Genomic DNA, 26,973 nt, shown 5'->3' with positions numbered 1-26,973 from the left:
TTATACTTTCTCTTACAAAGGAGAAAGCAACATGGAATGTAAATATTTTGAGCCCTTCGAGCAGAAGAGCTCTGAGAACGCTTTGAATGTTCTTACGGTAACAGAAACCTTCCCCAGCTTGATTCAGCCATGGCTAGTAAATCACCTCATCCAGATCGCAAAACGTGGTGGTGACAATAGAGTTATATCTAGACGTCAGGAAGACGTATTTAGCAATACCGTACTCGAGCATGGTCTCCTGCAAAAGTTTTGCTGTGTTGCAGACGATCGAAAATCCTTACTGAAACACTTCTCTGCTAATGCAATCAAACCCCAGCGTCTAATCGCGGCTGCTAAACTTCTTAAAGGGTACGCTGTAAGGAGAACATTTCCAAAACCCAAACAATTAGTATTTGAACTACTCTTTTCTCCGGCATTTAATGTTAACCCAGACATTGTACACTCTCATGCAGAAGTGGCGGGGGCTAAGTTGAGTAACTTAATTAGGGTTACTAACGCTCCTCATGTAGTAACTTTTCACGGCCTACCTCCCGTTGGGGTCACTAAGTTGAGCCCGGAAATAAGGAAGCAGTACACCGAATCTGTAGATATGGTTTTTGTGAACACAGAATTTGCAAAGCGGCACTATGTGGCCTTAGGCGGACCAGAAAATAAGGTGAAAGTAGTGCCGCAAGGTATTGATCTTAAAAACTGGCCATTTCTTCCAAAGCCATTTCCTGAATCGGGACCAGTTAGAATCCTCACTGTGGGAAGATTTCATGTCGATAAAGGCCATGTCTATGCTATAGATGCGATTAAGCAGCTTTTGAATAAAGGAATAAATGTCCACTATACAATGGTGGGAAACGGTCCAGAGGTTGAAAACCTTCGAGATTACTGCAAAAAGCTTAAGTTGGATGCCCATATTTCTATTCGAACAAAGGTGCCTGATGCTGAACTTCGAAGGATATACGCCGGTTCGCATCTTTTTATACTTCCCAGTTTACGTTCAACTGATGGCTTTCATGAAGAAACTCAAGGTGTTGTTCTGCAAGAAGCTCAAGCTAGCGGACTTATAACGATCGCCACTAAGACAGGAGGTATTCCGGAATGTATAGACGACGGAAAATCTGGGTTCTTGGTAACTGACAGAGACGCCTTGGCTATCACAAAGCAAATCGAGCTTTTAATAAACAAAAAAACTTCATGGACAAAAATTCAAACGGATGCTCGCAGCTGGGTTGAGAAGAATTATTGCGCAGAAAAAATTGGCGAAAGAATGAATCAGTTTTATCAGCAAGTTGTTGAACAATCTGAGAGAACGTATTTAGGACAAGAATTAAAAGAATCAAAGACTCTTGCTTAATTCGACGCCTAAAAGCAGACAAGCGTTCGACAATAAAACCAAGAGTGTAAAATTTTTTATGTAAATGACTGATTAAGAAGTTAAATCCGGTCTTGTTGCATTATTTCGAATTGCGCCATGACCGGTTTCTAGTTGCGTGTGGCATCGTCCACTTTTTCAAAGCCTGATGCAAGGCTTAGTACAGCAGTTTCATGAGGGCTTCGTCACTCGAGAGCGTCCGGCGTACCATGATGATTTTTCGCAGTGACGCGTTCAGCGACTCAATCACATTGGTGGTGTAAATGGCCTTGCGCATCTCGGCCGTATAATCAAAGAAATCGCATAAACGTTCCCAGTTCACGTGGCGCAGCGAGTGGCGAATTTGATGCACGATACACAGTTGCTTCTGTGTTTTTGGGTAAACTGGTAATGCTAACACTTAAAACGCTGTTCGAGTTTGGTCTGCTTCTACATGTCACCGTGTAAATAGCTCAAAAAACGTTAAAACTGATCCAAAAATGTACTTATTACGAATATTTGTGGTTACAAAATAGGGTTGTCACATGTATGACTCCTATGTAGCTAAATAACGGCTAAAAATGGTACCCTTGAAGAGTGTATTTGAACGCCAGACATGCTAGGTTTTTGGCTCTTGTTTCCTGGTATGTGGCAAAAATGCTAAAGCTGTTATACCACACCCTGAATTAAAGAGTTTTGAGTTGCCCGTGATTAGAAGTATTTATCAAAAAGTAGTACCGGCAGAATGGCGTTTTTGGTTTTATAAACAACGAAATGCCGAGCATATGGCGCAATTGCGTACCCGTGTGAATCCGTCCCCAAAAGGCGATTTTTCACTGGCGCCTTACGACCAGAAAAAAGCTATTTTTGTGCATATTACAAAAACCGCTGGTACTTCTTTGGCACTCACTTTATTTGGCGCGTTGCCCTACCATTATCGCGCCTGGGAATACCGAGTTATATTCGGCCGCAAAGATTTCGATCAGTATTTTAAATTTGCTTTTGTGCGCAACCCCTGGGACCGCCTGTATTCTGCGTTTTCATTTTTAAAAGGCGGCGGCTGGGATGAAAACGATCGCCAATGGGCAGAAAAAAATCTTGGCGGCATCACGGATTTTAATGACTTTGTGCTGAACTGGTTAACCCCGGACCGCTTGTACGCCTATATTCATTTTTGGCCACAGAGTGATTTTATCTGCGACGGTAAAAATCGCGCGATGATTGATTACCTGGCGTATTTTGAAACCATCGGTGACGATTTTGATGTCATCGCGAAAAAAATTGGTTGTGAGCAACATCTGCAACACACCAATAAGTCCCAACGGCAGGGTTACCAAGAGGTTTATACAGAAGCCGCCAAACAAAAAGTCGCGCTGCTGTATGCTCGGGATATCGCGAATTTTGGCTACACCTTTGCCGGCTTCAACCGCCAACAGATAGTAAACAGGCAGTTCATCAATGCATAAGCCCTCATTGCCGGGCATATTGTGCGTGGCCAACTGGAAATCAGACGTTGGCTATGCATGGTGGCTAATGGAAAGTTACTGGGTAAAAATCAGTGAACTATATGCTGGCCGTTATCAAACGTACCTGGCCTATCCAGAAATCAACACAGTACCCGAAGCTATCACCCACAGTGACATTCAATATTTTGCGCACACGTTTGCTGTTAATTCACTGGCTGATATAAAGCAAAATCTGGCTCTGATCCGGCGCTACAATATTCAGGTGTTGTATCTTTCTGATTACGGTGTTTCCAGCCTGGTGTACGCTCTGTACCGACTGGCCGGTGTGAAAAAAATCATCGTGCACGATCACACTCCCGGCTTGCGTACCACAGCGGGCGGGGTCAAAAAAGTCTTAAAGACCGTGAAAGCCAATTTTCCAATGCTTAGGGCCGACGCAGCCTTTGGGGCCACAGCATTTGTGACCCAGCGGCTGCAAAAGACCGCTTGTTTTGCCGCCAAGCGGTGTTTCACGGTACAAAATGGCATCCGGCCGTTTACACCCGCAGCCAATGCGGCAGCACGCATTGCAGCGATTGGCGCAAAGCTGCCTGACAAGCTGATTGTCACTGCCGCCCGAGCCAATTCATACAAAGGCATTGGCTTTGCCATCGAGGTGATGGCACATCTGGTGCATAAGCTTCAAGCTACCGGTTTTAAATATGTTCTGTTTGGAGACGGCCCGGATTTGGAGTCTTTCAGGCAACAAGCCAGGAAGGCTGCTGTGCAGGATTACTGCCTGTTTCCGGGGCGCATTGATAATGCCAGTGAATTACTGGCGCAATGTTACCTGGGATTTCAGCCTGCTCAGGGGGAAGTGGGGTATTCCCTGTCTATTTTAGAATACATGTATGCAGGGTTACCGGTGATTGTGCCGGATAATCCGTCGGTGTGTGAAGCCACCGAAGACGGTAAAACCGGCGCGATATACCCTAATGAGGATGTTGAGGCTGCCGCGCACGCTATACTCACATATCTTAACGATCCGGCACGCCAGGCTCGTCATGGTGCGCAGGCAACGCAAACGGTTGCGCAGCAATATACCTTGCAAGCTACCCATAGTGCCCTGGCACACGCGCTGAAACAAGTGATTGGTTAACACAGCGGAAAGGATGTAATGAAACACACGTATTTTGCGCCTCTGCAGGCAAGCGCGACCAGCAAAGCAGTCAATGTATTAACCATTACCGCTTCATTTCCCAGCTTGATCCAGCCCTGGCTGGTCAATCATCTGGTGCAAATCATTCGTCATGGCGGCGATAACCGTATAGTGTCTCGCCGGGAAGAACAGGATGTATTTACTGACGCCATTGTGGAAAACAACCTGCTGGAAAAATACTGCTGTATCGGTGACAACAAAGCCGAGTTGTTGGCTTTTTATGTGAAGGCTATGGCTGACAGCCAATTGCGCCAGCGCACCCAGCAGTTGATGCAGCATTACCAGCCGGGCGCGCGGTCACTGAAACATAAATTATTTGACCGCCTGGCCAGCCCGGCATTTGCCCATACCCCGGACATCATTCATTGCCACAGTGAGCCGGCAGGAACCCGCTTTATTAAGCTTATCCAAGCCAGTCGCGCGCCCATGGTGATGACTTTTCACGGACTGCCGCCGGTTGGTGTAACGCCTATTTCTGACCAGCAACGCAAAGAATACACAGCCACTGCCGAAGCGATCTTCGTAAATACCGAGTTTGCTAAACAGCAGTATCTGTCGCTGGGCGCACCGGAAGACAAATTCATTATTGTTCCTCAGGGGATCGACTTATCGCGCTGGCCCTTTGAGCCACGGCCATTTCCCAGCGATGGAACAGTGCGTTTGCTGACAGTAGGTCGCTTGCATCCGGATAAAGGCCATAAATACGCGTTAGAAGCGGTTGCCCGGTTGATTTCACAAGGCCATGATATTCACTACACCATCGTGGGCAGTGGCCCGCAGAAACAACAGATAGCCCAGCAGGCAGAACAATTGGGCATCGCTGACAGGGTAGAAATTCACTCCGCCATTCCGGATAAGCAACTGGCAGCGATTTATCGGCGCTCGCACATTTTTGTGCTGCCCAGCCTAAAATCAAAAGATGGCTTTCATGAAGAAACCCAGGGCGTGGTACTGCAGGAAGCTCAGGCGACCGGCCTGATTACTATTGCCACCCGAAGTGGCGGTATTCCTGAGTGTATCGACGATGGCGAATCCGGGTTTTTAGTCCCCGACCGGGATGCAGACGGCCTGGCCGACATGCTGGCTACTATAATCAGTCAGGCGGACAACTGGGTCGATATCCAGACCAAAGCCCGCGACTGGGTAGAAACACACTACGCCGCTGATGTGATTGGCGCCAAAATGAATCAGTATTATCAACAGGTAATAGGTTAACAGGGAGAGCGCTTGTGTTTCGCAAAAAATTAAATGAATTGAAGGATGCGAGCCTCATCTGGCGGCTCAAAAATGACACCAGTAGCCTGCTTTCATCCGGCTCACCGTTACAGGGTCGAAACCTGACAATATCTTTAACCTCGGTACCAGCCAGGCTACACCTGGTTGACCTGACCCTGGCGTCGTTGTTGTCGCAGTCGGTCAAACCGACCCGAATCGTGCTGTGGATCCCAGATACCATTGACGTAATACCAGACAACGTACAGGCATTCGAACGCCGTGGTATCACCGTCAAGTTATGCAAGGATGTGGGGCCGCACACCAAGCTGGTTCATAGCCTGAATGCTTATCCCGAAGATGTGATTGTCACCGCTGATGATGACACTCTTTATCCTAAAAACTGGCTGGCCGATCTGGTCAGTGCGCATCAAAAAGAGCCATCGGTGATCCATTGTCATCGTGCGCACTATATTACCTTCGATGCAAACCAGAATATCGCCCCTTATATCAAATGGGGGTGGTTGGCTCATGGTGTACAAGGTAAAGATGCGCGCATATTTCCCACCGGTGTAGGCGGCGTTTTGTATCCACCTGGCAGCTTACACGCTGACGCCACCAATATTGAGTTGTTTCAACAGCTATCGCCACGGGCAGATGATATTTGGTTTAAGGTGATGGCGGTATTAAATGGCACGCAAACATCAAAGATCCGGGCCAAGTTTAGAGAGTACCCCACCATGGAGGGCAGCCAGGAAGCCAGCAAGCTGGGCCCTGAGAATGTCAAAGGTGGAGGAAATGATAAACAACTAGAGGCGTGTTTGCAGTATTACAAGTTGCCTGCTGGCGTGTTCATGGAAAGGTAGTATGAAAAAAAGAAGTGATTTCCTGGTTGTTACGTTGGTCATTGGCGACGAAATCGAAGCGCTGGCCCGGTATACAGTGCCATCAATTCGGCAATATGCGGAAAAAATCGGTGCAGACTTTAAAGTACTGGAAAAAACCGATATTTCTGAAAAGCTCTCTCAGTTTTATGAAAAAAACCAGATCCGTGATTATCTAGAGCACTATTCAAAAGTGCTCTATATCGATGCGGATATCCTGGTGTCGCCTGATGCGCCTAATGCGTTTACCCAGTACCCGGGTGATAACATCGGTGTGGTCAGTGTCGAGCAGGTCTACAAAGCCGCCGAAAAAGAAAAGCAGACACTCATTAAGGAGTTGGGCGATGTTGCCTGGACCAAAGAGTATTTTAATACCGGTGTGGTGTTATTTTCTGCTGCGCACAAGCAGGTTGTAAACACAGATGATGGCTTAATAGAAAAGTGGATTGAAGCCAAAAATCAGCGCAATGTGGCCGGGCTTAATGACCAAAGTGTGTTCAATTTTCGCATGAATCAGTGGGATGTTCCGCTTACCTATATGGACAACGCGTTCAATTTCACCAAAGCATGGGGCTGTTTTGAAAAGCGCTTTTCTAAGTATTTTATCCATTATGCAGGGATGCGTGGAAACCGCATTACCCGCATTAAAGTGGATGATTATGTGCTGCAGAACTCCTTTTTGTATTCAGTATTAAAAGCCTCTCCATTGCTTACAAAATTGTTTGATGCTGTTGTATTACGGGTGATGAAATAAACATATGGCTGTCTTTCGTTCGCTAAAACACAAAATCGCGTTTTCATTGAATGCTTACCCGTTTAAAAAGCATCAGTTGCAACATCGGTATATTTTTATCCACATACCTAAATGTGCCGGTACCGCGCTGCGTGATGCGTTGGGAGACAAACAACAGAATCGTATACACCTGCCTTATTTCGCCTATCGCAACGCCTGCAAGGAATATTACAACAGCTTTTTTAAGTTTGCGGTGGTACGTAATCCGTTTGACCGAATTGTATCGGTATACGCTTATTTAAAAGCCGGCGGTAACCAGTTTGCCGATAAACATTTTCAGGATTACTTCGAACGAAATAACCTGACATTTGAAAAGTTTCTTTTTGAATATATGGATTGCCAGCGCTTACACGCCCACAGTATGTTCAGGCCGCAGTTTTCCTACATCTTTGATGAGCGTGAAACACTTATGGTGGATTATGTGGGCAAACAGGAGCAACTTTCAGAGGTGTTAAGCGATGTCACAGCGAGGTTAAAATTGTCCGGTCAGTTGCGCAAAGTCAATGAATCAGGGCATGAACATTTCCGCAAGTATTATACAACCCCCAACATGGTTGACAGGGTAGCCGAGTTGTATAAAAAAGATCTTGAGCTTCTGGACTACCAATTCGAATAGTCAAAGCCCACACCCAGGTTCGATTTCACCCCCGTTGGTGTGAAGAAAATAATTTTTAATTTTGCATGATGTGTTCGGAGTTGAACTGTGCAATTAAGTAATCTGAACAAAAATCCGGTGGCTTGGTATACCTCAGGCACCATCTTGCGCCAGCTCACCGCATTTATAATGCTGCCCATTTATACCCAGTATCTTACCCCTGCCGAATACGGCATAGTGGGGATGTTGGCGGCAATTTTGGCAGTTTATGAGCTTTTTCTAGGCGCGAGATTTGGTGCCGCGCTGCCAAAATTTTATTTTGACAAAGACAAGCCAGTAGAGCGCCATCGGCTTATCAGTAGTGCGTTGTTGGCTACCGCCGGTACTAGTGCGATTGGCGCGGTACTGTTTGCATTGTCTTCTTCGTTATTGGCAGAGCATTTTTTTGAACGCTCTGATTTGGTTTGGGCGCTGGCTGCTTATGGCATTACATTACTGACCAGCTCGGTGGAAGAGTACGCGCTGGTTTTCTTGCGCCTGCGTGATAAACCCTTTTTCTTTTTTGTCATCTCCATTACCAAAATGGTCATCCAGCTCTCTTTGAATGTGTATTTTCTTGTAGGACTTGGAATGGGCGTTCAGGGAGTCATTTACGCCGGAGTCATTGCTTCTGCGTTAATGGCGCTGGTATCGGCTTATTACATTATTCGTATTTGCGGGTTGCGGTTTGACTGGGCGGAAATTAAAGCATTGCTGCATTTTACCTGGCCCTTGTGGTTATCCGGGCTGGGCGCAGTGTACATTCAATTTATCATCAACTATCTGCTCAAGCTGTATGCCTCACTAGAGGAACTGGGGCTGTATCACTTTGGGCTTAAATTTAGCACCCTGATTGCGATGATGATTTGGCGGCCATTTAATCAGTGGTGGCAAACCGAGCGATTCAAGGTAGCGCGTCAGGCAGATAATCCCAAAGCGCAGTTTGCCGGCGCGTTTATGCTGGTAGCAACAGCGATGTGTGTGGGGGCGTTTGGCATTAGTATATTTGCCGGCAGTGTGATTGAACTCATGGCAGATCCAGCGTATATGGGGGCCGCCAACATTATTCCGGTACTTTGTGCCACGGTCGTCATTGGTCAGCTCAATTTATTTATGAATTTTGCCTTTTTGAAAACAGGCCGAACCGGCTTTTTTCCAAAACTTCGCTTTATAAAAGCTATTCTCATCACATCGATGATGTGGCAGTTTACATCACACTGGCAGCTACAGGGCGCAGTGTATGCTATTTTGCTTAGCCAGACCTTTGAGTTTGTCGGGCTATACGCGATTGGCCAGCGCTATTATGACCAGGGGCTACCAATGAAAACATTTGTAGCGTTATACACTGTGACTTTTGCTGCCATTTTTATCGCGCAAGGTCTGATCAGCTCTGATATTGCATTCTGGCCACGCAATGGCATGAATGTGGTTGCTTTGCTGGCCTATATAGCGGTGTTGGCAATACTACTGTTTGGCCTGACCCGCCAGGGCACTAATGTCACGCGCTTTGTGCGCCGCAAGGCATTTCAGGCTGCGCCAAACTGATAGCCGAATTTATCTATTTCGAACTGGTAGCGCTCGGCTACCAGGTCGCGGGTGGCGGGGCTATAAAATTCATTGTAGCGTCGGCGTTTTGCAGGTTTACGGTTTTCCAGAGTATTGACCCGGGGTACGCTGCAATGGGCATACTGGGTAAGCCCGGCTTGTTCGAGCGCCCGCGGCAGCTCTATGTCTATATTTTCTAGCTTAATGATATGCTGGGTTAACAGGTTGCCGTCTTCATCCCCGGCAAAATGTTGCAAAGCGTAGGTGCCGTAGGTCAGCCAGCGGCGGTTACCAATGCCGCCGCCGCCCTGATTATCCGGTCTGGAATCGCGCAGCCATTTTTCAAAACAAGGTTTATGGCGGAACCACGGCTTTTTAGTGTGCAAATGATACCAGTAGATATTTTCATAGGTAGAAACCAGTCGTGCCCAGGGATTGCGTGTCACTACCACGTGCTGGTACTGGTCAAAATCAATGCCCCGCTGGGCAAATACCTGGCGAACCTCCACCGGCCGCATATGCGGGTAAAAAGGTTGTTCGGCGCTGGTTTTATCAAATTTAACAATGGTTTCTTCATTAATGTCAGCCAAAAGCGCGCGCACACTTTCTGAACCAGTTTTTGGGTTAGAGTAAAAAACAAATTTTTGCGTGTGGCTGATAATCATAGTGCATTCCTTAACCAGTATCATGCCCCAGGTACGCTTCAGTGTGCTGTCACTGGTGGCTGATAGTTAAATTTTTCAATAAGGTACCGCTCCTTTTCATACACCAGATTGATGCTTTTTTGGTCATAATAATCTTCAAGAGATAATGCGCGCGAGGAGGTATTTGTTTTGCGAGCGCTGACAATATGCTGCTGTTCTTCAGCGGTAAGGGGGCGAACTTGCTGCACTGCATTGCAGACATCCTGTTCCAAATGCTCCTGCCGAATGAAAAAATTAACAAAGCAGTTTGAGTCGATATATTCCTGAATGGTGGAAAAATGGGTGAATTGTGCCTGGCCCAGCGACTCATGGTGCTTGCAACATAAATAGCAATACCGGTAGGTCATAAATCCCACATACTGGCTGATGGCAGAACGGTGAAATCCTTCACCAAGGGCCTCAGCATAGTCGGGTGACAGCATCATGGTTAGCCAGGTACGAAATGCCATTACATCCTCAGCACTGGTATATACGGCACACCAGGGGCCGGTTGGCTTGGTGAGCTCATGCTTCAGTACGGTCAGCGCCTGGCGGGGATGCCGCCGGAACATCGCCAGTGCCTGCTGTGGCGAGCGTCTGGTGAGTCTTTGACGTAACCCCCCTCCACCTTGTACGCCGAAAGTCCATAACGATAAATACCAGTCCCAGGGGTTGCGGACCGATGAAACATAATAATGATCATCGCGGATGTCATCGGTAGCGGGAGCATTATGCTTACCAATTTGTGCACCATCGAACAATGTAGCCAGCAGCGCAGCGATATGCGTGCACCCTGTTTTTTGCATTTGAATATAGGTGAGCTCCGGCGATACAAACATTGTGGATATCCCTCACTTGGTTGTATATTAACCGTAGCCTATTTTTTGTTCATGTAACAAACAGGTCGCATAGTATTGTTGTAATACGGTAGAAGGATAGGCGCCTGCTGGCAGATAGGGCGAGCCAGGCCTCGAATATGATTAGTAAACTCAATTCTAAACCCGTTTTCTGGTATACCCTCGGCACCATAATGCGCCAGTTGTCGGCGTTTATAATGCTACCTGTGTATACACGTTATTTGTCGCCTGCGGAATACGGCATTATCGGATTGCTGGCGATGATCCTTGGCTTGTATGAAATTTTTCTTGGTGCCCGGTTTGGCAACGCATTACCTAAATTTTATTACGATACCGATGACACAAAAAACAGAAAGGCACTGATTTCTACCGCCTTACTATTTACCACCTCAGTGAGCCTGCTTGGCGGCACCGTATTTGCGTTAAGTGCACAGCCTTTGTCCGAGCATTTTTTTGAGCGAACTGACTTGGTTTGGGCGGTGGCCGCATACGGCGTAATCCTTATCAGCAGCTCCATCGAAGAATATGCGCTCGTATTCTTGCGCCTACGTGATAAACCGTTTTATTTTTTCGCACTTGCGATGTTTAAACTGGCCTTGCAACTTTCCCTGAACATCTATTTTGTGGTGGTGCTGGAGTGGGGGGTACAAGGAGTCATTTACGGCACAATAATCGCGTCTTTGGTACTGGCGTTAATATCAGGCGTTTATACATTTTGGTACACCGGCTTTCATTTTCAGCCATCACAGGCAAAAGCGCTATGGAGTTTCACCTGGCCACTTTGGCTGGCAGGGCTGGGGGCTATCTACATCAATTTTGTCTCCAACTTTCTTATCAAGTACTTTGCCTCGCTCGAAGCCGTTGGCTTCTATCACTTCGCGCTTAAATTCAGCTCACTGATCGCCTTGATGGTATGGCGGCCGTTTAATCAGTGGTGGCAGACCGAGCGATTCAAGATTGCCCGGCACTCGGCCGCGCCGCAGCAAGAATTCGCTGCCGCCTTTACTCTGATATCGTCTATATTACTGGTCGCTGTGGTGGGGGTTAGCCTTCTGGCAGGTGTTGTTATCGATATCATGGCTGACGCCGCCTATGCCCCGGCTAAAGATGTGGTGCCGGTGCTGTGTATGATGGTGTTGTTCGGCCAACTTAATTTTTTTGTACAGTTTGCATTTTTAAAATCCGGCAAGACCGGCTTTTTCCCAAAAATAAAACTGGTCAAAGCTATCGGTATCACAATAACCGTGACAGCGGGTACGTACTGGTGGGGGGTGATGGGCGCTGTGGCTGCGATGGCCCTCTGCCAGGGGCTGGATTTTGTTTTTACCCAATGGTTCGGCCAGCGCCATTATGATCAGGGCCTGCCAATGGTAAGATTTTACAGCCTGACCTTCGCAACCTTTGCTTTTATTCAGGCAGTACAGATGCTTGCAGCAAACCAGCCTGACTTTTTAGTGAAATCGGGTATGCTTGTAGGAGGGTGTATCTTGTATGTCCTTATCCTAGGTACATTTATCGTCTGCTGGCGTAATACCGGTAGCGAACTTAAGCGGTTTGTGCGCCAGCGTATGGCTTAGCGTGAAAGCAAATAGTCTATTATCGGTATCAGGCATGATGCAAAGCTCTATATTCATGTTGAACGACAAGATGAGCTTAATGGATGTTGTATACTTAGGGCTTTAGTTGAGACTACCTGACTGCTGACAAATCAAAAGGACTCTTAAGTGATCCATTGTCATCGTTAGCATTATATAACCTGATGAAAACCAAAAGGATGGAACGGATACTCTAATGCTCGATGAAAAATGCAGTGGATTAGCAAATGGAACCTCAATACCTTTTCTTCGTATACTACCAGTTTGTGCTTTCTCACTAAGTTCAAGAACGTTGGCGGATAGTGACCTGACTATTTGATCGCTATCCTCAACCTACTGGCATGCTCTTATGAAATTATCTGCTTCCGATAAACATTAGTAGGTGAAAACTGAACATCAATTCGGTATTTTTGCCTTGCTGAGTCGCAATTGTAGAAGCGTCACCATAGATTTGCGCTGGTTGTGAGCAACCAGATGCTGACAGACTATATTTCTACTATGATAGGGAACTTGGTACAAACTCGCATAGATACCAGGAATGTTATAGCCGCCAGTTCACGCTGTGGTTGATGAATGGACCCAACGACCAGAAATCTGGATAGAACACATAGAAGTTGAAGCAGAGAATGGCGCTTGTAACTTTACTTGCGAACAAAAAGAAAAAGCGATGCTGTTTAGCTCATCAATCTTAGGGTTAAGCATGAGTCTCGTTGACTACACAGGACCTATAAAAAAATGATAATAATACTCCAGTGTGAGAGCATGTTAATGACTTCAGGTTGTGCTTGCCCCCTCCTTTATAAAAGCTCTTCTTAGAATGGCTTCTAGATACGTAGCAATTAACACTATTTAAATTCAAATGATTTTTGAGGTCTAAATTTCATGTTACATGATTTAAAAGAGCTTTTTCGCCTACTTAATTCGAGGCAGCGATTAAAAGTGTATGCATTGCAGATGTTGTTTTTTATCTCTGCGTTAGCACAGATTGCAACCATTGGCAGCATCGCACCATTTATCGCAATCATTACCGCCCCCGAACTGGTGGAAACTCATCCGGTCTATCGCACCATTTACGACTTCTCTACTGCCTCCAGTTTTTATGAATTTTTGATAATGTATGGTGTGGCAGTCTGTTTTGTGATTCTTATCGGCAACTTTATTTCTTCTGTTGTAATTTGGTTTTCATTTAGGGTGTCAGTTTCTATAGGTTCACAATTGCAGCGGCGCTTATTTAACCTGTATATGGCGAACCAGTACATTTACTTCATGAAACACAGCCCTGGTTACATGATAAATAAGATCAACGGGCAGGTGCCCCGCATGATTTATATGGTGATGCAGCCATCTTTACAGCTGGTTTCTCAATTTTTAATCGTGGCACTGATCATCATTACATTATTTGTCGTCGACCCTTTACTTTCCATAATATCTGGCCTGGTTGTGGGCGCCATTTACTATCTTATTTACATGATTGTCAGAAAGAAAACGGTAGATGCCGGTAAGGTGGTGACGAATGTCAATCGTCAAAAGTTAGAGATTTTGCAAGAAAGTATTCGCGGGATCCGCGATGTTAAGTTGATGCATATTGAGAGCTGGTATGAAAACAGGCTGGACAGAACGACTCGCAAAGGGTTAACAGCCAGTTCCTATATCGCGTTAGCAGGGGATCTTCCGCGTTTTATTGTAGAAACCATCGTCTTTTTGGCCATCATCAGTTTAGCTCTTTATATGCTCATCCAACAAGGCAATGAAACCTCTGTGGTATCAACGCTAAGTTTTTATGCTATGGCAGGATATAAAATCTTGCCTGCCGCTCAGGGTATTTATAAGTCTATCACCACGTTAAAAGCCCATGGAAAAGTGGTCTGGGATGTTAGCGAGGAATTTGACGATGCGCTCTCTTCAGCTACTCAAAAAGATAAGCGCGCAGTCGAACGCTTGAACCTGGAGCAAACGCTAAGTGTCAAAAATATTTCCTATACTTACCCTCGAGAATCAGCCCCGGCTATTCACAACATGAGCTTTGACGTAAAAGCAAATTCCCTGGTGGCCTTTGTAGGCGGCTCTGGAGCAGGAAAAACCACCGTTGCAAACCTGGTGTGTGGATTGCTGACCACCAACGAAGGTGAAATAGAGATTGATAACACGCCTTTGGACGCAACCAACCTTAAGCGCTGGCAGCATTCCATTGGCTACGTTCCGCAAAATATCTTTATGATCAATGATACGGTAACAAAAAATATTACCTTTGGTGTCCCGGAAAAAGAAATCGAACTGGATAAAGTTTATCTTGCAGCAAAACGCGCCAATATTCATGATTTTATTGAACAGATGAGCGACGGCTATGACACCACAATAGGTGAAAATGGTGAATTGCTCAGTGGCGGGCAGCGCCAGCGCCTGGCGATAGCCCGTGCTTTGTACAGAGAGCCAAGTTTGTTGATCATGGATGAGGCCACAAGTGCGCTGGATAATATTACCGAGCGAAATATTCTTAAAGAAATCAGAGCATTGTCTGAATCAATGACAATTATTATGATCGCGCATCGGCTTTCGACAGTGGAACATTGCGACAATATTTTTGTGTTCCAGGATGGAAAGATCTCATCCGAGGGTAAGTACAACGAATTGTTGGGCAAATCTGATTATTTCAGAGAACTGGTTTACGGAACATAATTTATGCGGCTTCCATGGAGGGGAGCCTTTTCTGTTTAGGTCGCAGTTCAACTAAGATGTCGCACCTTTAGGAAAGCGCAAGATAAATAAGTTTGAGTGTCAGTGGCTTATATATCAGTGACAGCGAGCATAGGGGAGGAGGAAAGGAAATAGTGAAAGGTAATAATCAATCAAGTGGCATCAGTACCTATGATGACCACTGTTTTGTTCTTTTCTCCAGGCATGTGAATAAATTTGCGTTACAGCTTAAGAAAGAGTTGCAGGGAACGTGTGACTATTTTTTACTTACCTATGCCGAGAACGATAAGCAGGTGATCGATGAGCTCGACACCGGAATTAAAAAATCTGTCTACAACAAAAATTCATTGAAAGAAAGATTTTCCAACTACACCCCTAAATTTAATCGCGAAAATTGGAAAATCATGCCTGGCAACCTGGATCTTTGCCAGTTGAGGTTTATTCAGGACCATCCCGGTTATACTCATTACTGGTTTTGCGAAGACGACGTGCGTTACACCGGGCAGTTTGCGGCATTAATTGATGAACTGTCTGTCTCAACGGCGGATCTTTTGGCTACTAATCGAAAATCTATTGTTGAAGGCTGGTGGCATAAAAATTCATTTCGAGCTCCTGTTGGCGATCAGGTTGGCGAGATAACACCCACCGAAAACATTTTTTTACCTTTTTTCCGTATTTCAAAAAAAGGGGCAGAGACTATTCAATCAGCCTATGAAAAAGGCTGGGCTGGACACCACGAAGTGAGCTGGCTATCAATTCTGGAATACCATGGTCTTCAGGTTGCCGACATTAATTCCCTTGGCAGGCAATACTACACCAGTAATCCTAATAAGCTGGGTATGGGGCCAGGTACCTTTATCTACTCACCGCCTAAACTCATTCCCGGATTGAAGCGAAACATGTTGTATCACCCTGTGAAGCCTTTTGGTGAGTATTTCAAACGGCAGAAAAAAAGGTTCAAAGCGATAATAAAGAACTCCCTTCGGTAAAAGAGCTCTCTATAGTGACTTCATCTTGATAGTCAGATTGAATCTCGGGGGAGGCGCTGCTGCAGACAATTTTCTACTTAACGCTTATAAAAGGTAAAGAGTAAGCTGAATTTTTGTTACTCATTACTAGTAAAGTAATGGCTCAACTCTGCGTCACTGGCATGCTGAAAATACAGATAAGGATCGTTAAATTTGATTGGTCTGGCCCGGCCGTAACCTATCGGCAAATGCTGATAGCCGCGCAAGCGCGGCACAAGGAATCTGACGACTATTCGTAATTGTCTGCGGATCCAGCTATTGTTTACATTTGGCATCAACAAAGAGCGTGGCAAAAGTCGTAAGTAAGGGCTGGCGGCCAAAGCAAATTTTGTTTCCGGCGGCATTTGGTTGTCAGTCAGGTCGATATTATTCAGATGCTTTAAAAAATCTTCGAATCCATCCCGGCGAATAATGATAAGGCTTTGCTGGAGCAATTGTGGGACTCCCTGGGCATTACCAAACATAAAAGGCTTATCCATTTTTGAAATGCAATATTCAATAACACCTTCGCCCTGCAGCAAAGCATCCTGCTCTACATACACCCAGTAATCACAATCGCACAAAGAGGCGTAAGTAAGCCCCATAATTACTGAGCGCATATAACCACAGTATTTGCCTGAGTGCTCGGTACTGTGCCCGGCATTTTCAGACAAAGAAAGAAATTCCACACCCTCTAGATCATCCGGGTTGGGCTTGATGGGCGAATTACTGTCTACAACAAGAATTTTTCGCGGATTGGTATTGGTGAGTACTGATTGTTTCCATTTTCGAAAAAATGAGACTGAGCGAATTTCTTCACTTCCGTAGCGTACCCGTCGTTCGTTTGGCTCTTCGCCGCACCACCAGCCGGAAGTAATAATATACTTATATTTTTCTCTTCCATTGTTCATCGACACAACATTCCTTTTGTTGTCATTTTATTACAATACATTTGCTAATTTTGCTTTAAATTTTAGAGGTGTGTCACTAATATCATTGTGCACACCAATGCGCAGCAGACGGTGACGCACCAGACTGGATTCTTTATTAATACCGCGCAACGTAGTAACAGCGGCAGAATAGTGCTGGCTAACCAGATCATAAGCTGCGTCAGAAAAATCCCCATTAGGAAAGCAAAAAGAGTCAACTGCTCGCCCGGTCAGGGTTTCCAAGATATCTTTGGCTTCCACCACTTCTTCGCGCAGTAATGCCTCGTCCATATTGTCCTTGAGCCGGTAATGACGACGCGTGTGACTGCCTACAGTGACCAGCATATGCTGCTGAGCCTCTAACAGCTGTTCTGCTGAAATCATTTCCGGTGAAGCCTGTTCCGTAATGGGAATATGTTCCAGTTTAGAATAGATTTCGTCATCAGTATACTGTTTAAGATCGTTGATTATTTGTGCAGCGTGATCCCGACTAAGGGGTGGCTGAACCGGTTGGCCGATCAGGTCTAGCAAGGGTTGCCAGTGTTCATCGACCTGCTGATTGCCATCAAGCAGTAAATTCAATACCCGGTTAGGCCAGAATGGCGCTGGCTGCCCTAAAAAGTCGGTGACCACATATAAGGTGGAAGGAAAGCCATAGGATTTGAGTACCGGAAAAGCATATTGATAGTTGTCCAGCCAGCCGTCGTCAAAAGTGATTGCCACAGTAAGCGGCACTCTGGCGGTATCAGGTTGTTTGAGCCAGTCGGTGACCGTCATTACCGGTATCTGCTCTTCATGCAGGGTATGCATGTGCATCGCAAAGGTTTTATCTGATACCACCATGCCAGGCTCCTCACGCTGATAGCGGGGATCATTAACAGGCAGCACCCGGTGATACATTAAAATAGCCAGCTTATTCTCGCCGCGTTTTAGCATAGACCAGCCCAGGCGGCCGGCTACCTGGTTCAAAGTGTGTTTGAGCAGTTGCTTAACCATGCTGACTTCCTACAAATAATGCTTCAGTTCGTACCAAAACGGGCCCATGTCGTGCAGGCGGTTGATCTCATGACGCCGGCCGCGCCATTTTGGCGTTAAAAATCGGGTCACGGCTTTTACTTTATCTTTGCCTGATAACTGTTTATCTTTAAGTTGCAGGTACAGATTATCGACATCGCCTAGCAACCAGCGCAATTGCACGCCTTCTTTAAAGCCGGCATGGTCAGGCAAATCTTTGTATTCGCCGTCAAATAGCAGCTCCGGAAAGTTTACTCCGGCATCAATGGCCAGTTGCAGTGAGCCCCATAAGCGCGTATTGATTTCCATCAGGTAGGGAGTGCCGTCCGCAGCAACCCGAAATTCCACCATTGCCACCCCATGCCAGTTTACTGCATCTAGCAGCGCCTGCGCATGAGCTTTCATATAAGGGTTGATGGACGCGCTGGCACTTAATACGCTCACCCCGCCTGAGGGGGGCTTTTCGCGCAGACGCTGGTGGGCAAAAAAGGCTTTCGCCTGGCCGTGCTGGTAATAACAAAACACGCCGGCGCCATGCCCTTCAATATACTGCTGCACCATAAATGGGTGGGCCTGAAAATATTCTTTTTCATCCAACAGCATCTGCATCTCGGCCTGAGACTGCGCGATATGTACCTGCGTTTCCAGCCACTGATTATTTACGAGAACCTTGGATAGCGCCGGTTTCAATACGCAGGGGAAGCTTAGGCCTTGCCAGTTGACATCATCCGGGGATGAACAATACTGAGAAAAGGGCACCGGGACATCCAGTGATTCGGCCAGTTTAGTGAGCCGACTTTTGTCGCTTAATGCCAACAAAGTGCTGATATCAGCAAAAGGAAGCTTGCACTTTGGTAACTGCTCACGGTGCTCTGCCAGAGTGCGGCTGGTCACTTCGGTAACCGGTAGCAGAAAGTCGATATGGTATTTTGTCACTGTATGGTGAACCCAGTTGATAAACTCACCCGTATCATCTGTGGGATTAGGGCAGGGCAGGTATTGCGCACTGTAGCGTGAGCACCCCGCCAGGGCCTGTAGCCGGCTATCGGTGGTGTATACTTTAATATCACTGCGCTGGCCCAGAGCCCGGGTGGCAGCCAGCGCACTGCGCTGAGCTGCATCAAAAATTAATACCGCTGTTTTTTCCATGGCAATACAACAATGTCCAGTATGCAGCAAGGATTTTGCTTGTTATCCTTGCTTGGAGTAGTAAAAAATAGGAAGTTTTTCGGCTAACGCCTTACACCTCATTATGACGTACACAATTTTACACTTGATTGACACTACCGGCCCTGGAGGGGCTGAAGATGTGTTCATCACATTAGCCGATAAGTTACGCCGCCTCAATACTCACTCCGTCGTGGTGATCCGCGGCGAAGGATACGTGGCAAAGCGTTTACGCGAAGAAGGGCTGGAACCGATCATTCTGGATTCCAAAGGCAGCTTCAACATTGGATTTATTCGTGACCTCTGCAAGCTGGTAAAACAGCACAAGGTGCGAATTATTCAGTCGCATTTGCTGGGCTCTAATGTGTACGCCAGTATTGTGGGCCTGCTTACCCGCACCCCGGTGATAGCCACATACCATGGTATGGTAGATGTATCTCCCAACGAACGGTTCAAAGCGTTGAAGCTATGGTTTATGCGTAATGGTATTGCCCGCTTTGTAGCCGTGAGTAATTCGCTGCAACAAAAAATTCAAGAGCATAATCTGCTGGTGCCGGAACGCACCAGTGTAATCTATAACGGCATTGATACTGCGTTATATCAGGGGCAGCGAAGTTCCCGGCTCAAGCAACAGCTGGGGCTCGCCGAGGATACCTTTTTATTGGGCGCACTAGGCAATATCCGCAAATCCAAACGCTATGATTTGCTCATTGAGGCCATCCATCAGGTAATCCAGCGCGGCCACAAAGTGGCGGTGGCAGTAGCCGGCGACCCGAAGGCGTCATTGAAACAGGCACTGGACGAACAAATGCAACGCCTGGGAGTAACCAACATCCATTTTATTGGTTTTATTGATGATACCCCGGAGTATCTGCAAAACCTTGATGGCTTTGTGTTGAGCTCGGATGCCGAAGGCTTTTCCATCAGCACCATAGAAGCCATGGCCACCGGCTTGCCGGTGATTGCCACTAAGTGTGGCGGGCCTGAAGAGATTATCCAGAACCCTCAGCAGGCGACGCTGGTAGACATTGACGCAGGCGCGTTGGCCGATGCAATTTGTGAACTGGTAGCAAACCAGCCTACTTTGGCGGTGAACCAGCACGCGATATCGCGAGTACAAAGTGCCTTTTCGCAAGAGGCGATGGTTAATGCGTACGCGCAGCTGTATCGGGCTGCTGATACTGCATTTCCCCAGCACGCTGTAACACTGGAGCCAGGCCGTTGAATTATAATCAGTATATCGCCGATACCTATGGCTCCAAGCGGGGCCTGGCCCGTTACTTAGTATTCAATACCAAACGATGGCTGGGCGGTTATCGCCAGGCAGGCAAAGCGCAGGTAAAAGACACCAAACGCCTGATTTTTATTTGCAGCGGTAATATCTGCCGCAGCCCTTTTGGTGAGGCGGTAAGCCATAAAGCGGGCTTCCCAGCGATTTCTTTTGGCTTGCATTGCCGCGGCGGTGATCCCGCATTCGAAAAAACTCTGGATTACGCACATCGTCATCAGTATGACTTAAGCAATCACCGCTCTGCCCGTATGCAAGATTATCAACCGCAATCCGGCGACTTGCTGGTAGTGATGGAGCCTGCGCATTTGGTTGAGTTAGAAGAGCTCTATCCAGATCAGGCAAAAGTATTGCTTGGCTGGTTTGCCAGCAGCACCACGGTTTACCTGCATGATCCATTCAATACAAATCAGGCCTTTTTTGACCGCTGCATGCAGCAAATCGAAGAAGCGACCCTGGCTTTGATTAACTCCATAAAGAAGTAGCATATGAAAACGCAAGCACCGGCACTCAGGGATACGGATTTTTTATTTCTAAAAATAAAAAACTTATGGACTTATTTTAAAGGTGAGTCGCTGGCGTTTAAAAGCATTTGTGCTTACATGTTTATTGAGTACGCGAGGCCTCAAGAAATCTTCCCGATTATCGACTTTTTGCCATGGGCGCAAGTTTTTCTCGTTCTAAGTTTCTTGGGAATTTTCACGGATGAAAGGTCAAACCTTCGCTTCACAGGTATGCATGCCTTATTGCTGTTCTTTACATTAATAATGCATCTTTCCATGGTGACTGCATTCAGTATGGAATGGTCAATAAAGTACTATATCTTATTTATGCAGTGGATAGTCATCTTCTATCTTATTACTGCGATTGTTACGACGAGAGAGCGGTTCTATATTTTCTTCATGGTGTTTTTCCTTTGTATGTTGAAAATAGCCATAGGTACATCAAAAAACTGGGCATTGCGTGGTTTTGGATTTACTTCATGGGGTTTAAAAGGGCCTTCTGGGTATTTTGAAAACTCAGGAGAGCTCGCTATTTTAATGCTCATTCTTTTTCCCATCGGATTTTATCTTTATAGATCCTTAAGAAAAGATGTAAGAACATGGGAGAAATTGATCTTACTTGCAGCGACTGTATGCCCAGTGTTAACAATTCTCGGCTCAAGTAGTCGAGGAGCTCAACTCGCTCTATTAGTGCAGTTTTTTGTAATGTTTTGGCGTCAGATTTTCAAGCCTAAAGTGGTAATAGGAATGGTAATCGTTGGGTACATTGGCTGGCAAGTCCTACCACAAGAGCAAAAAGATAGATATACCACGATAGGAACCGATAAATCGTCTATGCAGCGTCAGCTATACTGGGAAAATGGCTGGGAGATGATGAAGGACCATCCTGCACTTGGTGTTGGGTATTATAATTTCCGGCCATATTTTGAAACCTACTACCCAGAAGATGTTTTGTATGATTATGCAGAGCTACCGCATAACATATTTATACAAATCGGTACGGATGCTGGTTTTGCTGGTCTATTTGCTTATTTACTTATTATTGCAACAGCTCTGCTTAAAAAGCGAATGACCTTTATATCCAATTCGAATGAAAAGCATAAGGTTGACGAGGTATATCATTATATCTGGCCAGGTTTGAAAATTGGTATCATTGGTTTTGTAATCGCGGGTCAGTTCGTGACGGTCGGCTATTATCCTTTTTTATGGATCTCAATAGCACTTCAAACAGCACTTAATAATGCATTTAAGCAGCAAAGAGTGCCTTCCCAACAGCAACAAAGTTATAAGATGAGTAGTCATGCAGTACGATAAAGTATGGATCACGTGGGAGAAACAACCCAGAAACCGTTCCATGGCAAACATTTTTGGTGCACAGTTCGAGCAGGTAATATCGCAGCATAAGGGATTTAAGCGCTACCTTTACTGTATAAAAACCACCTACCGCCTTTTGAAAAGTAATCGGTATAAGCTGGTTTTTGTTCAAAATCCTTCAATAATCCTTGCTGCTCTTGCGGTCATTCTGAAGCCACTGTTGAAGTATAAACTTGTTATAGATGCGCATAATGCCGGCGTCAGACCAAGGGAAGGTAAGAATGTCTTACTGCAGAAGATTAATATGGCGATACTGCGTGGCGCTGACTGTGTAATAGTGACAAACCAGCGCTTAATGCAATTCTTAAGTACGCATAAAGTATCTAGTGCCGCTGTTACTGATCCCTTGCCAGAATTGTTGGAACCAGAAGGCTCACATTACACAAACTATATTTTTGTAGTTTGCTCCTGGGCAGAGGACGAACCGATTCAGGCTTATATGGAGACTGCAAAGCGAATGCCTGCCATCAATTTTGTATTTTCCGGAAATTACAAAAAATATTTTGCACAAAGTGAAATCAATGCGCTGCCCAGTAATATCATTCTGGCTGGATTTGTGAGTGAAGCCGAGTATGTTGGCTTACTTACTGATGCTCAAGCTGTTTTAGATCTTACGCTCAGAGATGACTGCTTAGTGTGCGGCGCTTATGAGGCAATTGCGGCTTCTAAGAAAGTTATTTTGTCTGATACGCATGTTAACCGTGAACTGTTTGGCAACGCAGCATTTTATACTAAAAATGATAGTGCAGCGCTTCGCGACTGTATCAATCAAGCAATCAATACGGATGTGACCGAGCAGATCAGATTCTTCAAAGATGGATATCACCTGAAACTCGATGAGGCTAAATCTCAGGTGTTAGCAAAAGTGAATTATCAATATTAATAGCTGGTTACGCTTTTTAAGATGTAAGGTAACAACATGAATTCTATCAAGTACCTGGTTTTAATGTCACTGGCAGTGCTTGCGTTTATCGGCCCTTCGCAAGCCAATGCAAAGGTCCAGGAATGGACCTATGAGGCAAAGATGCCTATGCATGCGGTTTACCCGCGGCCTGATTGTGAGACAGAGCAATACGCCCGACATCGCTGGGCGCATACTGATATGCCTTACGAGATCCCTATTGGAGTGCAAGGCGGTGCATGGCCATTTACCTATACTCTGATAGAAGGCCCGGAAGGCGCTAGCATTGGTAAAACAGAAGCATCTGATAAGTACGGAGTAATCTCCTGGAAGCCATCTCCCGGTGATGCTACTGAGCAATCTTTTCGGGTACGAGTTGCCGATAAAGCGGGTAATAATATTGATATCACCTGGACTGTTACCATTGATAACAGCAAATTTGTTTTTATTGAAGATAACTACGTCGGTGACAAGAAAGGAACTATAGACGCTCCACTGGAAGATATTAGCGATTGGTATCTTAATGATCGTAGAAATAAAAAGTACCACAACAAGATAATAGTTTTCAGAGGTGGTTCATATCTTCTATACGGCTCAGAGAAGACAAACGGTAATGTTCGTCTAGATGCAAATACCAAGACCCCTAGCCTGATCGGTTATCCAGGAGAAAAGGCTGTTATTAATGCTTCCCAAGCAAAAATTTTTACCGACCCAAGAAAAATGACGGATTTATTTGTTGCGGATCTCACTTTTTCTGATTCTCGACAGGACGTAGGTAACGCGCATTTCTTTTGGGCAATTGGTGATGTCAGTCGTTCGACGTGGTGGAGAAATACTTTTAAAAATCACGGTATGGGCAAAAAAGGGAATGACAATCCTGCGGGAGTTTTTATTTCAGGTAGGCGCAAGCACAAGAAAAATATTCTATACAAAGATAACTTACATGATGAATTTAACAATGGGCGTGGTAACGGTTCTTATGTAGATATTTATTACTCAAGCTATGTACTGATTGAAGGTAATGTTGCTCGAAATAGTGATAATAAATGTGGGTTCTGGGCAAAAGGAACTACAAGTTATGTCACCATAAGAAACAATCATGCAGTCGACAATATCACTAGTGGTGGTATTTGTGTCGGATATGGAAAAGAATCTCCGGAGATCCCGCATCATCATGAAGTAGCTTGGAATAAAATTGTGTTCAATGATAAGTACGATCGTGCTATTGCTCTACAGTTTGCTGGTCAAGATTCTTGGAACGGTAAACACCATGATTCTTTTATATATAGAAATACTTTCGTAAACGGTATGGCTTGGGTACGTTTTCCAGGAAAAAACAAATATTTTGCTGACGGCAATGTGGTTGTTTCTGATTTTCCTGGTAAGTGGAATGAATCAACTATGAAGACTTACTTTCCAAACCTGACTGGCACTAAAGGCGATTTCATTTCTAATGAAGAGGGTGACTTAATGGGATTTGCGAAAGAATACGAAGGCAGTGTAGGTTACAAGCGATAAGATATATTACACACAAGCCAACTTAGAGTTGGCTTGTGTGCATTTATAAGAATAAATTTAATATTCAAGTTTTTCAGATGTTCTTTTTGATAGGAAGTAAAATTTATTCAGGTTTCGTTTAAGTAATATATGGGTGTAGAAATAAAGAGATCTAATTAAACCTGGAAGTGATAATTTTTTTTGATTACTTTCATAGCCTAATCTTTCTAGCGCACCTGTGCAGAGCATAGTGAAGTTTGCTATCAGATCCGTATCGATGCTCTTCCACCTGCCCCGGGCGGATGGGTTTTGAGACTCACCAAGTTTTCCAAAAGCACTATTAGATCCTTCTCTTCTTAAGGTTGATTCAAGGTCAAACTCTGTCGAAGATGTCTCAAGAAATTCTGCAATTAGACGGGTACTATTCACGGGGTCATCTAAAAAGTCTTCATATTTCAGAGTCAATACTTGTTTGTTCTTAATGCCTGCTGCATGAGCATTTGTCAGTCTCCAATTGATCAATGAATATGCTAATCTGTCAGGCCTTGATGTGAACGGGGAAGGTGGATTTACCCATCCTAATTTCTCCTGCGATATCGCTACATCCCGACCATCCCGAATTACCCAGATAAACTTTGCCTTCGGACAGAATTCTAAAATACTATCAATGTGAAATACATTCGCAGGTGTACTGTCAACAATGTATTTTTTTTCACCTTTTTTTGCCATTTTTCTTAGAAATTTGACCAACAGCTCGGAGTAAGATTGGCTACTATCGACAAGATTTTTGAAGTCAATTTCCGTTAAGTTTGAACGTGAAAATTGTCTCGATTTAAACCAGTCACTGTAAAATTTATCTTTTAGATTTTCATCGGAAAATATATCGCCGTATTTTTTTTGGCATACAGTCTTTAGAAGAGTTTCCGCTCTATACTGAAAAAATGAGCTGTGTGAAAAAAGTAATTTCCCAATCATAGTTGTACCTGATCGGGCAGAGCCTACGACAAAAACTGGAGTTATGTGTCTTAAATCTTCCATTGATACCTCTAATCCCAGAAAATACGCTTTCTTTAGTACTATACTTGCACAATATTCATATTTCATCGAGTAAAATATATTGCTCAAAAGTTGAACATGTACCATCTAGCAGGCAGGAATAGAATCAGGAGGGCAAACAAGTAAGCGGAAGTCTGGGGGACATCCGCTCCAAGTCCGAGATAATGTGATACTAGATTTTGGGAAGCTTTAATCGGTTTCGAGCGGGTAAAACTGAATCCATTTTACCTGATAACAGCTTTATCTTGCGAGCAGTCCAATAGGTTCTTTCCGAGTTCTTAGTTTTATAAAAGGCTTTTCAATTATTGCAAACGACAACGCCGCTAAAATAATCGTTGTAGCAGTACCAAGTGTTAATCCAACCATAAAGTTTCCACTAAACTTAAACCCAACGCCCAAACCAATTGGATGGTATAGATACATCGGGTAGGAAATTTTCGCTAATTTTGTTATTAAGCTACTATTGGCAAAGGAAAGCCAGCGACTTTCTGAAAGCTTCATAATCGACAACATAACTAACAAAGCCAAAGTACCTTCAATAGTAAAACCCACGGTATAATGTATCTCAGGAATTGACTTTGAAATATTCATAGCAATTCCACTTACTAACAGAAGTGCTATCCAGTAAGGAATTGTTAAAGAAAATGAAGAGTACGATTTTTTTGCTAACAGGAATGCCGCTAAAGAACCGATTATGAGTGAGTCAAATCGGGTATCCAGAGAGTTGTAAATCCACGTAATTTTATTTTCTATGTAAAAAAATTCTGTGTAGATGGCGGTTCGCCAGGTAATACTTGCTAATATGATGAAAACAAGTACAAAAACTGGTTTTCTAGTTTTAAACGCGAAGAGCAGGATTAACGGATACAGAAGATAAAACTGCTCCATTGTCGATAGTGTCCACAGATGGGCAACCATCCCCGTGCCATGACCATAGACTGAGTTGTAGTAGTTAACTGTGTGCGTAGTAGCATGATACAAAAGATTGTGTTCCCATGTATCGCCCAGTACGACAGTATCCAGAAGGTATGCGACAATAATGAAGGCATAATAAGCTGGTGCAATTCTTAAAAACCTATTTTTCCAAAAGGCTCTTGTTTTTATCTCATTATTATTTTCAATTTCCTTTAATAGGGAGTTGGTGATTAAAAAACCCGACAGTGCCAATAAAAAAGGAACACCTATACCTCGAAATGCAGTGAGCCCTGAATGACTTAGTATTATGAAATATACCGCTAAAACCCTCACTAAATCTAAACCAGGAAGTCTTTCTCGATTTACGAGGTAGGGGGAACGAACATTTAACGACACTGACTGCTCCAACTAGAGGATGT

The 26,973-nt window shown here is 44.9% G+C and carries 23 protein-coding genes and 1 pseudogene; 16 read left to right on the top strand and 8 right to left on the bottom strand.

Translation table 11 applies throughout. The features are described 5' to 3' along the window. The first annotated feature begins 31 nt into the window (after positions 1-31). Entirely contained in the window at positions 32-1,345 is a 1,314-nt protein-coding gene (locus ACTUJZ_RS11010; RefSeq protein ID WP_463636362.1) for a glycosyltransferase family 4 protein, read from the top strand. An 80-nt stretch (positions 1,346-1,425) separates the two neighbouring features. On the opposite strand, the pseudogene ACTUJZ_RS11005 reads toward ACTUJZ_RS11010, so the two are convergent. Next, positions 1,426-1,748 (bottom strand): annotated as a pseudogene (locus ACTUJZ_RS11005) (transposase); the annotation flags it as partial. 301 nt (positions 1,749-2,049) lie between these two features. Between ACTUJZ_RS11005 and ACTUJZ_RS11000 the strand changes: the two are divergent. From ACTUJZ_RS11000 to ACTUJZ_RS10970, 7 genes are all read left to right on the top strand, one after another. After that, positions 2,050-2,808 carry a sulfotransferase family 2 domain-containing protein gene (locus ACTUJZ_RS11000; protein ID WP_463636361.1) on the top strand — a complete coding sequence of 253 codons (759 nt, stop codon included), beginning with the start codon at positions 2,050-2,052 and terminating at the stop codon, positions 2,806-2,808. Beyond that, on the top strand, positions 2,801-3,946 hold the full coding sequence (locus ACTUJZ_RS10995; RefSeq protein WP_463636360.1) for a glycosyltransferase family 4 protein: 1,146 nt from the start codon (positions 2,801-2,803) through the stop codon (positions 3,944-3,946). The genes ACTUJZ_RS11000 and ACTUJZ_RS10995 overlap by 8 nt, the downstream gene beginning before the upstream one ends. Before the next feature lie 18 nt (positions 3,947-3,964). Continuing rightward, entirely contained in the window at positions 3,965-5,221 is a 1,257-nt protein-coding gene (locus ACTUJZ_RS10990) for a glycosyltransferase (protein ID WP_463636359.1), read from the top strand. Between the two features lie 14 nt (positions 5,222-5,235). After that, a complete protein-coding gene (locus ACTUJZ_RS10985; RefSeq protein WP_463636358.1) occupies positions 5,236-6,084 on the top strand; it encodes a glycosyltransferase in 849 nt (282 codons plus the stop codon). Between the two features lies 1 nt (position 6,085). Further along, positions 6,086-6,856 carry a glycosyltransferase gene (locus tag ACTUJZ_RS10980; RefSeq protein WP_463636357.1) on the top strand — a complete coding sequence of 257 codons (771 nt, stop codon included), beginning with the start codon at positions 6,086-6,088 and terminating at the stop codon, positions 6,854-6,856. Positions 6,857-6,860: 4 nt separating this feature from the next. Further along, positions 6,861-7,511 (top strand): sulfotransferase family 2 domain-containing protein, encoded by a 651-nt coding sequence (locus ACTUJZ_RS10975; protein ID WP_463636356.1) that lies wholly within the window; start codon positions 6,861-6,863, stop codon positions 7,509-7,511. Positions 7,512-7,598: 87 nt separating this feature from the next. Then, positions 7,599-9,074, top strand: coding sequence for a lipopolysaccharide biosynthesis protein (locus ACTUJZ_RS10970; RefSeq protein WP_463636355.1), 1,476 nt, complete (start codon positions 7,599-7,601; stop codon positions 9,072-9,074). Here ACTUJZ_RS10970 and ACTUJZ_RS10965 read toward each other — a convergent pair. Continuing rightward, the gene (locus ACTUJZ_RS10965) at positions 9,056-9,739 is read right to left on the bottom strand and encodes a sulfotransferase family 2 domain-containing protein (RefSeq protein ID WP_463636354.1); all 684 of its coding nucleotides are present in this window, start codon (positions 9,737-9,739) and stop codon (positions 9,056-9,058) included. The two genes, ACTUJZ_RS10970 and ACTUJZ_RS10965, sit on opposite strands and share 19 nt — an antisense overlap. A gap of 38 nt (positions 9,740-9,777) precedes the next feature. Next, entirely contained in the window at positions 9,778-10,596 is an 819-nt protein-coding gene (locus ACTUJZ_RS10960) for a hypothetical protein (protein WP_463636353.1), read from the bottom strand. A gap of 137 nt (positions 10,597-10,733) precedes the next feature. Here ACTUJZ_RS10960 and ACTUJZ_RS10955 point away from each other — a divergent pair, with 137 nt between their 5' ends. From ACTUJZ_RS10955 to ACTUJZ_RS10945, 3 genes are all read left to right on the top strand, one after another. Next, the gene (locus tag ACTUJZ_RS10955; protein ID WP_463636352.1) at positions 10,734-12,191 is read left to right on the top strand and encodes a lipopolysaccharide biosynthesis protein; all 1,458 of its coding nucleotides are present in this window, start codon (positions 10,734-10,736) and stop codon (positions 12,189-12,191) included. A 900-nt stretch (positions 12,192-13,091) separates the two neighbouring features. Next, the gene (locus tag ACTUJZ_RS10950; protein ID WP_463636351.1) at positions 13,092-14,885 is read left to right on the top strand and encodes an ABC transporter ATP-binding protein; all 1,794 of its coding nucleotides are present in this window, start codon (positions 13,092-13,094) and stop codon (positions 14,883-14,885) included. 152 nt (positions 14,886-15,037) lie between these two features. After that, complete coding sequence (locus tag ACTUJZ_RS10945) at positions 15,038-15,892, top strand: hypothetical protein (RefSeq protein WP_463636350.1); 855 nt, start codon at positions 15,038-15,040, stop codon at positions 15,890-15,892. A gap of 116 nt (positions 15,893-16,008) precedes the next feature. On the opposite strand, the gene ACTUJZ_RS10940 is transcribed toward ACTUJZ_RS10945, so the two are convergent. The 3 genes from ACTUJZ_RS10940 to ACTUJZ_RS10930 are packed head-to-tail and all read right to left on the bottom strand — an operon-like array spanning position 16,009 to position 19,002. Beyond that, a complete protein-coding gene (locus ACTUJZ_RS10940) occupies positions 16,009-16,821 on the bottom strand; it encodes a hypothetical protein (RefSeq protein ID WP_463636349.1) in 813 nt (270 codons plus the stop codon). A gap of 30 nt (positions 16,822-16,851) precedes the next feature. Then, positions 16,852-17,835, bottom strand: a complete 984-nt coding sequence (locus ACTUJZ_RS10935; RefSeq protein WP_463636348.1) for a polysaccharide deacetylase family protein — start codon at positions 17,833-17,835, stop codon at positions 16,852-16,854. 9 nt (positions 17,836-17,844) lie between these two features. Next, complete coding sequence (locus ACTUJZ_RS10930; RefSeq protein ID WP_463636347.1) at positions 17,845-19,002, bottom strand: carboxylate--amine ligase; 1,158 nt, start codon at positions 19,000-19,002, stop codon at positions 17,845-17,847. 103 nt (positions 19,003-19,105) lie between these two features. On the opposite strand from ACTUJZ_RS10930, the gene ACTUJZ_RS10925 reads away from it, so the two are divergent. Genes ACTUJZ_RS10925 through ACTUJZ_RS10905 form a run of 5 tightly spaced genes read left to right on the top strand, consistent with a single transcriptional unit; the run spans position 19,106 to position 24,604 of the window. Further along, positions 19,106-20,245 carry a glycosyltransferase family 4 protein gene (locus ACTUJZ_RS10925; RefSeq protein ID WP_463636346.1) on the top strand — a complete coding sequence of 380 codons (1,140 nt, stop codon included), beginning with the start codon at positions 19,106-19,108 and terminating at the stop codon, positions 20,243-20,245. Beyond that, positions 20,242-20,793, top strand: a complete 552-nt coding sequence (locus tag ACTUJZ_RS10920) for an arsenate-mycothiol transferase ArsC (protein ID WP_463636345.1) — start codon at positions 20,242-20,244, stop codon at positions 20,791-20,793. The genes ACTUJZ_RS10925 and ACTUJZ_RS10920 overlap by 4 nt, the downstream gene beginning before the upstream one ends. Positions 20,794-20,796: 3 nt before the next feature. Further along, positions 20,797-22,125 carry an O-antigen ligase family protein gene (locus tag ACTUJZ_RS10915; RefSeq protein WP_463636344.1) on the top strand — a complete coding sequence of 443 codons (1,329 nt, stop codon included), beginning with the start codon at positions 20,797-20,799 and terminating at the stop codon, positions 22,123-22,125. After that, positions 22,112-23,068: a glycosyltransferase family protein gene (locus ACTUJZ_RS10910; RefSeq protein WP_463636343.1), complete on the top strand. Its 957-nt coding sequence runs from the start codon at positions 22,112-22,114 to the stop codon at positions 23,066-23,068. Before ACTUJZ_RS10915 ends, ACTUJZ_RS10910 begins: the two co-directional genes overlap by 14 nt. A gap of 36 nt (positions 23,069-23,104) precedes the next feature. Then, positions 23,105-24,604 (top strand): Ig domain-containing protein, encoded by a 1,500-nt coding sequence (locus ACTUJZ_RS10905; RefSeq protein WP_463636342.1) that lies wholly within the window; start codon positions 23,105-23,107, stop codon positions 24,602-24,604. A gap of 57 nt (positions 24,605-24,661) precedes the next feature. Here ACTUJZ_RS10905 and ACTUJZ_RS10900 read toward each other — a convergent pair whose 3' ends face one another. Next, positions 24,662-25,621: a sulfotransferase family protein gene (locus tag ACTUJZ_RS10900; RefSeq protein WP_463636341.1), complete on the bottom strand. Its 960-nt coding sequence runs from the start codon at positions 25,619-25,621 to the stop codon at positions 24,662-24,664. A gap of 258 nt (positions 25,622-25,879) precedes the next feature. Further along, entirely contained in the window at positions 25,880-26,950 is a 1,071-nt protein-coding gene (locus ACTUJZ_RS10895; protein ID WP_463636340.1) for an acyltransferase family protein, read from the bottom strand. Positions 26,951-26,973 lie beyond the last annotated feature (23 nt).

It is taken from the genome of Alteromonas sp. WD8-37 (genome assembly GCF_055326825.1).
The sequence above is the reverse complement of the archived record's forward strand: the minus strand, read 5'-3'. Positions and strand labels throughout refer to the sequence as shown.